The 13,027-nt window shown below is 64.7% G+C and carries 9 protein-coding genes; 7 read left to right on the forward strand and 2 right to left on the reverse strand.

Going from position 1 to position 13,027, the window contains the following annotated elements:
* The first annotated feature begins 3 nt into the window (after positions 1-3).
* The 4 genes from AC13C7_RS17155 (at position 4) to AC13C7_RS17170 (ending at position 7,090) form a co-directional block, all read left to right on the forward strand.
* Positions 4-714, forward strand: a complete 711-nt coding sequence (locus AC13C7_RS17155) for a hypothetical protein (RefSeq protein WP_172318266.1) — start codon at positions 4-6, stop codon at positions 712-714.
* Positions 711-1,391, forward strand: coding sequence for a hypothetical protein (locus AC13C7_RS17160; RefSeq protein WP_482868187.1), 681 nt, complete (start codon positions 711-713; stop codon positions 1,389-1,391). Before AC13C7_RS17155 ends, AC13C7_RS17160 begins: the two co-directional genes overlap by 4 nt.
* A 91-nt stretch (positions 1,392-1,482) precedes the next feature.
* Complete coding sequence (gene gltB, locus AC13C7_RS17165; protein ID WP_482868188.1) at positions 1,483-6,021, forward strand: glutamate synthase large subunit; 4,539 nt, start codon at positions 1,483-1,485, stop codon at positions 6,019-6,021.
* Positions 6,022-6,181: 160 nt separating this feature from the next.
* Positions 6,182-7,090, forward strand: coding sequence for a Hint domain-containing protein (locus AC13C7_RS17170; protein WP_172318262.1), 909 nt, complete (start codon positions 6,182-6,184; stop codon positions 7,088-7,090).
* Positions 7,091-7,376: 286 nt separating this feature from the next.
* Here the strand turns inward: AC13C7_RS17170 and AC13C7_RS17175 are convergent, their stop codons facing one another.
* Entirely contained in the window at positions 7,377-7,601 is a 225-nt protein-coding gene (locus tag AC13C7_RS17175) for a hypothetical protein (protein WP_446121276.1), read from the reverse strand.
* A 227-nt stretch (positions 7,602-7,828) separates the two neighbouring features.
* Positions 7,829-8,698, reverse strand: coding sequence for a phosphoserine phosphatase SerB (serB, locus tag AC13C7_RS17180; protein WP_482868189.1), 870 nt, complete (start codon positions 8,696-8,698; stop codon positions 7,829-7,831).
* Between the two features lie 137 nt (positions 8,699-8,835).
* Here serB and AC13C7_RS17185 point away from each other — a divergent pair, with 137 nt between their 5' ends.
* The 3 genes from AC13C7_RS17185 to AC13C7_RS17195 all read left to right on the forward strand — a co-directional run bounded on the left by AC13C7_RS17185 (position 8,836) and on the right by AC13C7_RS17195 (position 12,956).
* On the forward strand, positions 8,836-10,002 hold the full coding sequence (locus AC13C7_RS17185) for a phosphoserine transaminase (RefSeq protein ID WP_482868190.1): 1,167 nt from the start codon (positions 8,836-8,838) through the stop codon (positions 10,000-10,002).
* Positions 10,003-10,091: 89 nt separating this feature from the next.
* Positions 10,092-11,687 carry a phosphoglycerate dehydrogenase gene (serA, locus tag AC13C7_RS17190; RefSeq protein ID WP_172318256.1) on the forward strand — a complete coding sequence of 532 codons (1,596 nt, stop codon included), beginning with the start codon at positions 10,092-10,094 and terminating at the stop codon, positions 11,685-11,687.
* 93 nt (positions 11,688-11,780) lie between these two features.
* The gene (locus AC13C7_RS17195) at positions 11,781-12,956 is read left to right on the forward strand and encodes an acetyl-CoA C-acyltransferase family protein (RefSeq protein WP_172318254.1); all 1,176 of its coding nucleotides are present in this window, start codon (positions 11,781-11,783) and stop codon (positions 12,954-12,956) included.
* The last annotated feature ends 71 nt before the right edge of the window (positions 12,957-13,027 follow it).

A 13,027-nucleotide genomic window follows, 5' to 3' on the forward strand; every position in this document is an offset into this window, starting at 1 on the left:
GACATGTTTCTATCCATCCGCGCCGCACTCACCCTTGGGGCGCTGGCAATTGTGCCGGCCCTCGCCCCTGCACCCGCCTCGGCGCAGGGGGCGGGCACGGTCACGCCGCCGCCGGGTTGCACGGCGTTCATGACGGTGCAGTCGCGCGGCTGTTTCGTGTCGCATTACTGGACCTGCGAAGGCGATCCCGAGGGCACGCATTGGCGCATGTCGATGGATGGCGACGGGCCGTTTGCCCTGTCGCAAACCGATCGCGAGTTCCGCTGGCTGCTGTCCTATGACCTGCGCAATGGCGGGCAGAACACGCTGATCACGCCCGAGGAAGACCCGGCCTCGGTCACCGAGCTTTTCGCGACCGGCAGCGATTCCATGGTGTTCAGCACGATCTACGAGAGCCCCGGCGGAATGCGCATCCAACGCGATTACACCGGGTTCGACCGGCTGACCGGCGAGACGGTCGAGATCGACGGGCGGGTTCTGAACCGGACCGAGTTCTCCTATCAATACGACCTTGGCGAAGGTCCGCGCCGGGTTGAGGGAAATCAATATGTCCACGAGGGATGGCGCATCTTCTTCGGCGGTCAGGAAGTGACCACGCTGCCGAGCGGCGAAACAATCGAAAGCGACAATTCCCCGATGGAGTTCGCCGAACCCGGCGAGCGCGGCTTCCTGTCGGATCAGCCGCTCTACGATTGCGGAGACATGATGTCATGAGCCGGTCCCCGATCCTTTCGACGGTTGCGATCCTGACCGCGGGCGCGGCGCAGGCCGGGGTGCTGACGCCGCCGCCGGGTTGCACCGCATATCTGACGGTGCAATCGCGCGCTTGCGTGGTGTCGCATTACTGGACCTGCGAGGGCGACCCCGAGGGCGCGCATTGGGAATTGGCGATGGATGGCGACGGCCCGTTCAACCTGTTCTTCACCGATGCCGAATACCGCTGGCTGGTCTCCTATGACCTGCGCCAGGGCGGCGAAACCATGCTGGTCGAGCCGGAGGAGGACGCGGCGTCCTTGTCCACCCTGTTGGCCGACGGCGTCGACAGCTACAGGTTTTCCACCATCCGCACCGGCCCCGGCACGCGGCGCCTGCGCACCGAGTATTCCGGGGTCGACCGGCTGACCGGCGATACCGTCGAGGTCGATGGCCGCGTGTTGCAGGAGACCGAGTTCTCCTATGAGTTCGATCCCGGCGACGGGATGCACCGGGTCGAGGGCAACCAGCTGGTCAGCGAGACCTGGCGCAGTTTCTTCGGCGGCATCGAGGTCGAGACCCTGCCGGGTGGCGAAACGGTCGAGCGCGACTTCTCCCCGATGGAGTTCGCCGAACCCGGCGAGCGCGGCTTCCTGTCGGATCAGCCGCTTTACGATTGCGGAGACATGATGTCATGAGCCGCCGACATCCGCCCGCTTCCCGAGACAAGGACCACCCCGCCGTCGCCCGGACACCCCTGCGCAGGCCCCAGAATGAAGGAACCCCGCAATGACCAAATACGATGCCAACTGGGCCCGCGCCGAGCAGGAAAAGCGCAAGTGGATGGCGGAACACAGTCTCTATTCCGAGGCGGATGAGCATTCCTCCTGCGGGGTGGGCTTGGTCGTGTCGCTGGATGGCAAGCCGCGCCGGTCGGTGGTGGAGTCAGGGATTGCCGCGCTGAAAGCGATCTGGCATCGCGGCGCGGTCGATGCCGATGGCAAGACCGGCGATGGCGCGGGCATTCACGTGCAGATCCCCGTCACCTTCTTCTACGACCAGATCCGCCGCACCGGGCATGAGCCGGATTGGGACCAGCTGATCGCCGTCGGCCAGGTCTTCCTGCCGCGCAACGATTTCGGCGCGCAGGAGACCTGCCGCACCATCGTGGAATCGGAAGTTCTGCGCATGGGCTATTACATCTATGGCTGGCGTCATGTTCCGGTGAACATCGCCTGCCTGGGCGAGAAGGCGAACGCGACCCGGCCCGAGATCGAGCAGATCCTGATCTCGAACAGCAAGGGCGTGGATGAGGAGACCTTCGAGCGCGAGCTTTACGTCATCCGCCGCCGGATCGAGAAGGCGGCCTTTGCGGCGGGGGTGCGCGAGCTTTATCTGGCGAGCCTGTCGTGCCGGTCGATCATCTACAAGGGCATGATGCTGGCCGAGCAGGTCGCCGAGTTCTACCCGGATCTGCAGGATGACCGCTTCGAGAGCGCCTTCGCGATCTATCACCAGCGCTATTCCACCAACACCTTTCCGCAATGGTGGCTGGCGCAGCCGTTCCGGATGCTGGCCCATAACGGCGAGATCAACACGCTGAAGGGCAACCTGAACTGGATGAAAAGCCACGAGATCCGGATGGCGTCGAATTATTTCGGCGATCTGGCCGACGATATAAAACCCATCGTTCCGGGGGGGTCGAGCGACTCTGCAGCACTTGATGCGGTGTTCGAGGTGCTGGTGCGGGCAGGCCGCAACGCGCCGATGGCCAAGACGATGCTGGTGCCCGAGGCCTGGTCGAAATCCACCACCGAGCTGCCCAAGGCGTGGCGCGACATGTATTCCTACTGCAACAGCGTCATCGAGCCCTGGGACGGCCCCGCCGCGCTGGCGATGACCGACGGGCGCTGGGTCTGCGCCGGGCTGGACCGCAACGGGCTGCGGCCGATGCGCTATGTGGTGACGGGCGACGGGCTGCTGATCGCGGGCTCCGAGGCCGGGATGGTGCCGGTCGACGAGGCGAAGATCGTCGAGAAGGGCGCGCTGGGCCCCGGCCAGATGATCGCGGTGGATATGGTTGAATCCAAGCTCTACCACGATGCCGAGATGAAGGACATGCTGTCGGCCTCGCGGCCCTTCGGCGACTGGGTGGGCCGGATCACCGAGCTGGAGAGCGAGACCGCCGGCCTGACCGAGACCCGCGACTACCAGGGCGAGGATCTGCGCAAGCGCCAGATCGCGGCGGGCTACACGATAGAGGAGCTTGAGAGCGTGCTGGCCCCGATGGGCGAGGACGGCAAGGAGGCGCTGGCCTCGATGGGCGACGACACGCCGAGCGCGGTGCTGTCCTCGACCTACCGACCGCTGAGCCACTATTTCCGGCAGAATTTCAGCCAGGTGACGAACCCGCCCATCGACTCGCTTCGCGAGTTCCGGGTGATGAGCCTCAAGACCCGGTTCGGCAACCTCAAGAACGTGCTGGACGAGGATTCGAGCCAGACCGAGATCCTGGTGCTGGAAAGCCCCTTTGTCACCAATGCGCAATTCGACGCGATGCTGGGACATTTCGGCAAGAACGTCACCACCATCGACTGCACCTTCCCGGGCGATGGCGACCGGGGCGCGCTGCGCAAGGCGCTGGACCGGATCCGGGCCGAGGCCGAGGATGCGGTGCGCTCGGGCGCGGGGCATCTGGTGCTGAGCGACCGGGCGCAGGATGAGGACCGCGCCGCCATGCCGATGATCCTGGCGACCAGCGCGGTGCATAGCTGGCTGACGCGGCAGGGCTTGCGCACCTTCTGTTCGGTCAATGTGCGATCCGCCGAATGTATCGACCCGCATTACTTTGCGGTGCTGATCGGGGCGGGGGCGACGACCGTGAACGCCTACCTGGCGCAGGACAGCCTTGCCGACCGGATCGACCGGGGGCTGCTGGATTGCGACCTGACCACGGCGATGGCGCGCTATCGCAACGCGATTGACCAGGGGCTGCTCAAGATCATGGCGAAGATGGGAATCTCGGTGATCTCCTCCTATCGCGGCGGGCTGAATTTCGAGGCTGTGGGGCTGTCACGCTCCATGGTGGCCGAGTTCTTCCCCGGCATGCTCAGCCGGATCAGCGGCATCGGCGTGACCGGTGTGCAGCGCAAGGCCCTTGAGGTTCACGCGCGCGGCTGGAAGGCGGGCACCGACCTGCTGCCCATCGGCGGCTTCTACAAGGCGCGGCGCTCGGGCGAGAAACACGCCTGGGAGGCGCAGACCATGCACATGCTGCAAATGGCCTGCAACACCGCGTCCTACGAGATGTGGAAGCAATACAGCGCCAAGATGAAGGCGAACCCGCCGATCCATCTGCGCGATCTGCTGGAGATCAAGCCGCTGGGCAAGCCGGTGCCGATTGAGGAGGTGGAAAGCATCACCTCGATCCGCAAGCGCTTTGTCACGCCGGGGATGAGCCTGGGCGCGCTGAGCCCCGAGGCGCACCGGACCCTGTCCATCGCGATGAACCGGATCGGCGCGAAGTCGGATTCCGGCGAGGGCGGCGAAAGCCCCGATGATTTCACGCCCGAGCCCAATGGCGACAATGCCAGCGCCAAGATCAAGCAGGTGGCATCCGGTCGCTTCGGCGTGACGGCGGAATACCTGCTGGCCTGCGAGGAGCTGGAGATCAAGGTCGCGCAGGGCGCCAAGCCCGGTGAGGGCGGGCAGTTGCCGGGCATGAAAGTGACCGAGCTGATCGCCAAGCTGCGCCATTCGACGCCGGGAGTCACGCTGATCTCGCCGCCGCCGCATCACGACATCTATTCCATCGAGGATCTGGCGCAGCTGATTTACGACCTCAAGCAGATCAACCCGCGCGCCAAGGTGACGGTGAAGCTGGTGGCAAGCTCGGGCGTTGGCACGATCGCGGCGGGCGTGGCCAAGGCCAAGGCCGATATTATCCTGATCTCGGGCCATAATGGCGGCACCGGCGCATCGCCCGCGACCTCGATCAAGTTTGCGGGGCTGCCCTGGGAAATGGGACTGACCGAGGCGCATCAGGTGCTGGCGATGAACCACCTGCGGGGCCGCGTCACGCTGCGCACCGATGGCGGTTTGCGCACGGGCCGCGACATTGTCATGGCCGCGATGATGGGGGCCGAGGAATATGGCATCGGCACCGCCGCCCTGATCGCGATGGGCTGCATCATGGTGCGCCAGTGCCAGTCGAACACCTGCCCCGTGGGCGTCTGCACCCAGGACGAGAAACTGCGCGACAAGTTCACCGGCAGCGCCGAGAAGGTGGTGAACCTCATCACCTTCTACGCGCAGGAGGTGCGCGAGTTGCTGGCCGCCATCGGCGCGCGGTCGCTCGATGAAGTCATCGGCCGGGCCGATCTGCTCAGCCAGGTCAGCCGGGGCAATGCGCATCTGGACGATCTCGACCTCAACCCGCTTCTGATCACCGTCGATGGGGCGGACCGGATCGTCTATGACCGCGACAAGCCGCGCAATGCGGTGTCGGACACGCTGGACGCCAAGATCGTGCGCGATGCCGACCGGTTCCTGCGTGACGGCGAGAAGATGCAGCTCAGCTATGCCGTGCAGAACACGCTGCGCACCATCGGCACGCGCACATCCAGCCATATCGTGCAGAATTTCGGGATGCGGAACGATCTGCAGCCCGATCACCTGACGGTCAAGCTGGAAGGCTCCGCCGGGCAATCCCTGGGGGCTTTTGCCGCGCCGGGGTTGAAGCTGGAGGTGTCGGGCGATGCCAACGACTATGTCGGCAAGGGCCTGTCGGGCGGCATCATCGTGGTCCGGCAGGCACAGGTCAGCCCGCTGAAGGCCGATGAGAACACGATCATCGGCAATACCGTGCTTTACGGCGCGACCTCCGGCTACCTTTTTGCTGCCGGTCGGGCGGGCGAGCGCTTTGCCGTGCGCAATTCCGGCGCGCATGTGGTGATCGAGGGCTGCGGCTCGAACGGGTGCGAATACATGACCGGCGGGGTTGCGGTGATCCTCGGCTCCATCGGGGCCAATTTCGGCGCGGGCATGACCGGCGGCATGGCCTATCTCTACGATCCAGACGGGGCGTCGGTGGTCAACATGAACATGGAGACGCTGGTGACCGCCCCGGTGATGGACGGCCATTGGGAGGATGAGCTGCGCGGCCTGATCGAGCGTCATGCAGCCGAGACAGGGTCACGCAAGGCGGCCGATATACTGCAGCATTGGGATATGGAACGGGGGCATTTCCTGCAGGTCTGCCCCAAGGAGATGCAGGCCAAGCTGCCCTATCCGCTGGCGGTCGAGGATCAGGCCGTGCCCGCCGAATAGGGGCGGGAGCAAGGGGATAACGGGCGCGCCTCGGCCACCGGGGCGCGCCTTTTTCTTGTGCAATGCGGAAAAGTTGAACGAGAATCCGGGGGCGCGGTTTGCCTTGTCTTCACGACTTGGCCGCTAGGCAGGGGCACATGCGTTTGTCCCGAGGTCGCCCATGCCCACCACCTATACAGACCAGTTCTTTGTCATCGACCCGGCCAACCCGCCCCCCTCCGGCACCAGCCTGACGGTGCAGAATTACGATTTCGTCGACAGTGACGATAATGGTTTCATCCAGCCCGGCGTGGGCGACACCGCCAACGGGGCCGAGGTCACCAGCGTCTGGATTGACGACACGATCACCGTGACGATGGGTGGCAGCACGGTCACCATCACCGGCGTGACGTTCTACCTCGACGGGCAGCCCGCGATCTTCACACCGACCGATGGCACGGTGTTGGAGGACGCGACCTTCCAAAGCGCCACCTATGTCACCGACAGCACCCAGGTGCCGGTGGGTGAATTGGGGCCGCCCTGTTTCACCCCCGGCACGGTGATCGAGACCGAGACCGGCCCGCGCCTGATCGAGACGCTGGCGCCCGGTGACAGGGTGCTGACGCGCGACCGGGGGATGCAGCCGGTCCTGTGGATCGGTCGCCGAACAATGCCCGGAACCGGTGCCTTCGCGCCGGTGCGCTTCGCGGCGGGGGCCATCGGCAACCCCGATCCGCTGACCGTCTCGCCGCAACACCGGATGCTGGTCACCGGCTGGCGGGCGGAGCTTTACTTTGGTGAGGCGGAGGTGCTGGTGGCGGCCAGGCACCTGGTCAATGGCAACACGATCCGGCAGGTGGAGAGGGCCGAGGTGACCTATATCCACCTGCTCTTCGCGGCGCATGAGATCGTGATGGCGGGCGGCGTCCCGTCGGAAAGCTTTTTCCTGGGCCATGCCCTGCGCGCCTGCGATGCCGACACGCGGGCCGAGCTTCTGGCGCTGTTCCCCGACCTCGCCCCCGGTGCGCGCGACCTGGTCCCGGCACGGCAGGTGGCGCGCCGGTTCGAGGGGGCAGTGCTGGCGGCGTGATCAGAGGTCAATCGCCACGGTCTCGGTCTCGGGCCACAGGGCCTCGCTGGTGGCGATCGTCGCGGCGAAGGTGATTGCCATGCCGGCGGCGGCGAGGATCAGGGTAAATCAGGTCATTGCGGGCCATCCTCTTGCGGTTCAGAGGTGACACGGGCCGCCGCCGGGTTTCCGTCTCATTAGGGTCGCAGGTCGGTATGAAGTCGGTGCATGTTTCGGGAGGATGTTGCTGAGATTGGACCCTACCTTCCGGTAAGGCCCAATGCTCTTTCTATGAATGCGGGAATGCCTACGAGAAGCGTTGCACTGCCGCTGCTTGCCGCGAGCCGACATGTTTTTTCTCTGTCAGGACGTCAGCGATACGCCCGCCATTTGTTCCAAAGCGTGCCGCTATCACATGCTGTTTCACGCCAGACCAGTGCATCAACCAGACGGCGACAGCCTCATCAAAGCTGAGGCCTTTGCGAACGATTTGGATTGAGTTAAGCTCAATATTACCAAAATGGTCACTCATCCTTTTTTCCTTTTGATGTGAGTGTCGGAGCGGGACAGTTGCAGCTGTCCCGCTTCACTAATTATAGGGTATTCTGATTTTTGCCGCGAATCTGTTTTTTCGTTTTAAAACAGATACATGGTATTCAATTTCATGAAAAATGATTGATGAAGGCACTTTATAATGGGGAAATCGACCAAGTTTCCACAATATCTTGATGCAGCCGAATCTGTCAGAATAGCTGACGTTTACACGACGAACTCATCCCGGCTGTAGCCCTGCAAATAGAGAAGCGCCGTCAGGTCGCCTTGATTGATACGGATGTCGCACTCGGCCTGGACGGAAGGTTTCGCGTGCAGCGCGACGCCGGTGCCCGCCAGATGCAGCATTCCCAGGTCATTGGCCCCGTCGCCCACGGCGATGACATCCTCGACCCCGATCCCCAGGCGGGCAGTGATCTCCTGCAAGGCCGCGACCTTGGCGTCGCGCCCCAGGATGGGCAGGGCGACGGTGCCGGTCAGTTTTCCGCCCCCTTCCAGCAGCGTGTTGGCCCGGTTCTCGTCAAAGCCCAGATCGGCGGCCACCCGCGCGGTGAAGGCGGTGAACCCGCCCGAGACCAGCGCGGCATAGGCCCCCTGCGCCTTCATCGTCGCCACGAGTTCCGCGCCCCCCGGCATGAGGGTGATGCGGGTCGCCAACACGGTGTCGATGACCGAGACGGGCAGATTCTTCAGCAGGCCGACCCGTTCGGTCAGCGCCGCCTCGAAATCCAGCTCGCCATTCATCGCCCGCGCGGTGATGCAAGCGACATGCGCGCCGACGCCCGCCTCGGCGGCCAGTTCGTCGATACATTCCTGGCAGATCATGGTGCTGTCCATATCGGCCAGCAGCATTTTCTTGCGGCGGTTGCCGTCGGGCTGGATCACCAGATCAACGCCCTGCGCCTGCAGGCTCTCCCAGACCTCCCATTGGTTGGCGGGCAGGGTGGCCAGACCGAATTCGGCGGCCTCATCCGGAGACAGCCAGAGAATGTCGCCGCCGCCCCAGGCATTGCGCAGGCTATCTGCAAGCGCGGGATCGAGGGCACCGGGACGGGCGATGAGGGTGGCGATGAACATTGGGCAGTTCCGAGGCAAGTCGCGTTTCCGACCGCATAGCCGCATTTTCCGACTTGTGCCAGCCGGTGCTTGGCCCTATCCCGGCAGGTGGGACACCCCTCCCCAACGAGGGGCGCTTATCTGGAAGGATACCAGCAATGGTTAAGACGATCCCGGCCGCGCGGCCGGTCACCAAACCTGTCGCCGTTCCGGCGAACCCGCGCTTTTCATCCGGCCCCTGCGCCAAACCCCCCACATGGACACCCGATGCGCTGACCGATGCGCCTTTGGGCCGCAGCCACCGGGCCGCGATCGGCAAGGAGAAGCTGCGCGCCGCGATCGAGGGCACGCGCGAGATCCTCGGGATTCCCGCCGATTACCGGATCGGGATCGTTCCGGCTTCGGATACCGGCGCCTTCGAGATGGCGATGTGGTCGCTGCTGGGGGAACGCCCGGTGCAGATGGTGGCCTGGGAAAGCTTCGGCGCGGGCTGGGTCACGGATGTGGTCAAGCAGCTCAAGATCGACGCCAGCACCCATGTCGCCGACTATGGCCGCATCGTCGACATGGCCGCCTTGGACTATGATCAGGACGTGTGCTTTACGTGGAACGGCACCACCTCGGGGGTGCGCGTGCCCTCGGGCGATGTGATCCCGGCGGACCGCGAGGGCCTGACGCTGTGCGATGCGACAAGTGCGGCCTTCGCGCAGGATCTGCCCTGGGACAAGCTGGATGTGACGACGTTCTCCTGGCAGAAGGTGATGGGCGGCGAGGCGGCGCATGGGATGCTGGTGCTGTCCCCCCGCGCGGTCGAACGGCTGGAAAGCTACACGCCCGCCTGGCCGCTGCCCAAGATCTTCCGCATGACCAAGGGCGGCAAGCTGATCGAGGGGATTTTCGAGGGTGCCACGATCAACACGCCGTCGATGCTGTGCGTCGAGGATTACCTCTTCGCGCTGAAATGGGCGCGCGAGGTTGGCGGGCTGGATGGCCTGCGCGCGCGGGCCGATGCCAATGCGCGCGCGATCTGGGATTTTTGCGTGGGGCGCGACTGGATTGCGAACCTGGCGGAAGACCCCGCGACGCGGTCGAACACCTCGGTCTGCCTCAAGTTCACCGATGACCGGATCACCGACGGCGCGGCGTTTGCCAAGGCGGTTGCGAAGCGGCTGGAGGCGGAGGGCGTGGCACTGGATGTCGGGGCCTACCGGGATGCGCCGGCGGGCCTGCGCATCTGGTGCGGCGCGACGGTGGAGACCGCCGATATCGAGGCGTTGCTTCCGTGGATCGACTGGGCCTATGAGGCCGAGATTTCCAACGCATGACCGGGTGGCGGGGTCAAACCCCGCCCTACCCATGACCTGTAGGGCGGGGCTTTCCCCGCCACCCCTCCATATTCAAAAGGACCAGACCCATGGCCCCCAAAGTCCTCGTATCTGACAAACTCAGCGAAACCGCCGTGCAGATCTTCCGCGATCGCGGCATCGAGGTGGATTTCGAACCCGCGCTTGGCAAGGACAAGGACGCGCTTCTGGCGCGCATCGGCGATTATGACGGCCTCGCCATCCGCTCTGCCACCAAGGTGACGGAGAAGATCCTGGCCGCCGCGCCCAATCTGAAAGTCATCGGGCGGGCCGGGATCGGCACCGACAATATCGACAAGGTCGCGGCCTCCAAGCAGGGCGTGATCGTGATGAACACCCCCTTTGGCAACATGATCACCACCGCCGAGCACGCCATCGCGATGATGTTCGCCGTGGCGCGGCAAATCCCCGAGGCCAGCGCCTCGACCCATCAGGGCAAATGGGAGAAATCCCGCTTCATGGGGGTCGAACTGACCGGCAAGACGCTTGGCGTGATCGGCGCGGGCAATATCGGCGGCATCGTCTGCGACCGGGCCAAGGGCCTCAAGATGAAGGTCATGGCCTATGATCCGTTCCTCTCCGAGGAGAAGGCCGAGAAGATGGGCGTGCGCAAGGTCGAGCTGGAGGAGCTGTTCGCCCATGCCGATTTCATCACCCTGCATGTGCCCTATACCGAGCAGACCGCCAATATCCTCAGCCGCGAGAACATCGCCAAGCTGAAACCGGGCGTGCGTGTCATCAACTGCGCGCGCGGCGGGCTGGTCGATGAGGCGGCTTTGGCCGAGGCGCTGAAATCGGGCCATGTCGCGGGGGCGGGCTTCGACGTGTTCGAGGTTGAGCCTGCCACCGACAGCCCGCTTTTCGGCCTGCCCAACGTGGTCTGCACCCCGCATCTGGGGGCGGCAACAACCGAGGCGCAGGAAAACGTGGCGTTGCAGGTGGCCGAACAGATGTCGGATTACCTGCTGACGGGCGCGGTGCAGAACGCGCTGAACATGCCGTCGGTCACGGCGGCAGAGGCCAGGATCATGGGACCGTGGCTGAAGCTGGCGGGCCATCTGGGCAGTTTCGTCGGCCAACTGACCAAGGAGGCCATCGAGGAGATTCACATCACCTATAACGGTGTCGTCGGCACCATGAACCTTGAGGCGCTGAATTGCGGCGTGATCGCGGGGATCATGAAAGCGGTGAACCCGGATGTGAACATGGTCTCGGCCCCCGTCATCGCGCGCGACCGGGGCATCGAGATCTCGACCACCGCGCAGGACAAGACCGGTGCCTTCGAGGGCTATATAAGGCTGGAGGTGAAGACCGAGCTGCGCCAACGCTCCATCGCGGGGACGGTGTTTTCCGACGGCAAGCCGCGCTTCATCCAGATCAAGGGCATCAATATCGACGCCGAAGTGGGCGAGCACATGCTCTACACCACCAATAATGACATGCCGGGGATCATCGGCACCCTGGGCCAGACCATGGGCGAAAACGGCGTCAACATCGCCAATTTCACGCTGGGCCGGTCCGGTGCGGGCGAGGGCGCGATTGCGCTGCTTTACCTCGACGAACAGCCGCCCGCGCATGTGCTGGAGAAACTGCGCGCCACCGGCATGTTCATGCAGGTCACGCCGATGGAGTTCACCGGTGTCTGACGCCGCGTGACGTGTCGCCGCGCGTCAGATCAGACGATAGCGACGCGCGGCGAATCCTCCTAAGGTTTCGCCAAATCCCCATTGGAGGCACATATGAACGATATTGTAATCCTGTCCGGCGCGCGCACCGCCATCGGCACGTTCGGCGGCTCGCTGGCGGCCACGCCGCCGATCGACCTCGCCAGCACGGCGACCAGGGCGGCGCTGGAACGTGCGGGCGTCGAAGGGGGCCAGATCGGCCATGTCGCCTTTGGCCATGTCATCAACACCGAACCGCGTGACATGTATCTGAGCCGCGTCGCCGCGATGGATGCGGGCATCCCCGACAGCACGCCCGCGATGAACGTCAACCGGCTGTGCGGGTCCGGCGCGCAGGCGATTGTCTCGGTGGTCCAGAACCTCGCGCTGGGCGATGCCGATTTCGGCGTTGCGGGCGGGGCCGAGAACATGAGCCGCTCGCCCTATATCCTGCCCGCCGCGCGGTGGGGCCAGAAGATGGGCGATGCGGGCGCGCAGGACATGATGCTTGGCGCGCTCTCCTGCCCGTTCGGCACCGGCCATATGGGTGTGACGGCGGAAAACGTCGCGGGAGAACATGACATCAGCCGCGAGGCGATGGACGCTTTCGCGATGGAAAGCCAGGAGCGTGCCGCCAAGGCCATTGCCGAAGGCCGGTTCAAGGACCAGATCACGCCGGTGCAGGTGCGGGTCAAGCGCGACATGGTCGATTTCGACACGGATGAACATCCCAAGGCCACCAGCCTCGAACAGCTGGCGGGCCTGCGCCCGGTGTTCCAGAAGGATGGCCGCGTCACGGCGGGCAATGCCTCGGGCATCAATGACGGCGCGGCGGCGATTGTGCTGGCGCGATCCGAGGCGGCGGAAAAGGCCGGGCTGAAACCGCGCGCGCGTGTGTTGGGCTATGCCCATGCCGGTGTGCGCCCCGAGGTGATGGGTATCGGCCCGGTGCCTGCGGTCGAGGCGCTGCTCAAGCGGATCGAATTGAGCGTCGAGGATTTCGACGTCATCGAATCGAACGAGGCGTTTGCCGCGCAGGCGCTGGCGGTGAACAAGGGGCTGGGGCTGGACCCGGCCAAGGTGAACCCCAATGGCGGCGCGATTGCGCTGGGCCATCCGGTCGGCGCGACCGGCGCGATCATCACCATCAAGGCGCTGCATGAGCTTGAGCGTATCGGTGGCAAGCGCGCGCTGATCACCATGTGCATCGGCGGTGGGCAGGGCATTGCCCTGGCGATCGAGCGTATCTGAAAGCCTATCCGACAAACAGAAACGCCCCCCGGCCTTGCGGCTGGGGGGCGGTCCCGTGAGCCAGGTCAGGG

The sequence above is a fragment of the Alterinioella sp. B-7 genome (genome assembly GCF_056857775.1).

Coding starts and splice junctions, on each gene's coding strand:
- AC13C7_RS17170 (WP_172318262.1), top strand. CDS start 6,182: ATGCCCACCACCTATACAGACCAGTTCTTTGTCATCGACCCGGCCAAC.
- serB (WP_482868189.1), bottom strand. CDS start 8,698: ATGTTCATCGCCACCCTCATCGCCCGTCCCGGTGCCCTCGATCCCGCG.
- AC13C7_RS17160 (WP_482868187.1), top strand. CDS start 711: ATGAGCCGGTCCCCGATCCTTTCGACGGTTGCGATCCTGACCGCGGGC.
- gltB (WP_482868188.1), top strand. CDS start 1,483: ATGACCAAATACGATGCCAACTGGGCCCGCGCCGAGCAGGAAAAGCGC.
- AC13C7_RS17195 (WP_172318254.1), top strand. CDS start 11,781: ATGAACGATATTGTAATCCTGTCCGGCGCGCGCACCGCCATCGGCACG.
- AC13C7_RS17185 (WP_482868190.1), top strand. CDS start 8,836: ATGGTTAAGACGATCCCGGCCGCGCGGCCGGTCACCAAACCTGTCGCC.
- AC13C7_RS17155 (WP_172318266.1), top strand. CDS start 4: ATGTTTCTATCCATCCGCGCCGCACTCACCCTTGGGGCGCTGGCAATT.
- serA (WP_172318256.1), top strand. CDS start 10,092: ATGGCCCCCAAAGTCCTCGTATCTGACAAACTCAGCGAAACCGCCGTG.
- AC13C7_RS17175 (WP_446121276.1), bottom strand. CDS start 7,601: ATGAGTGACCATTTTGGTAATATTGAGCTTAACTCAATCCAAATCGTT.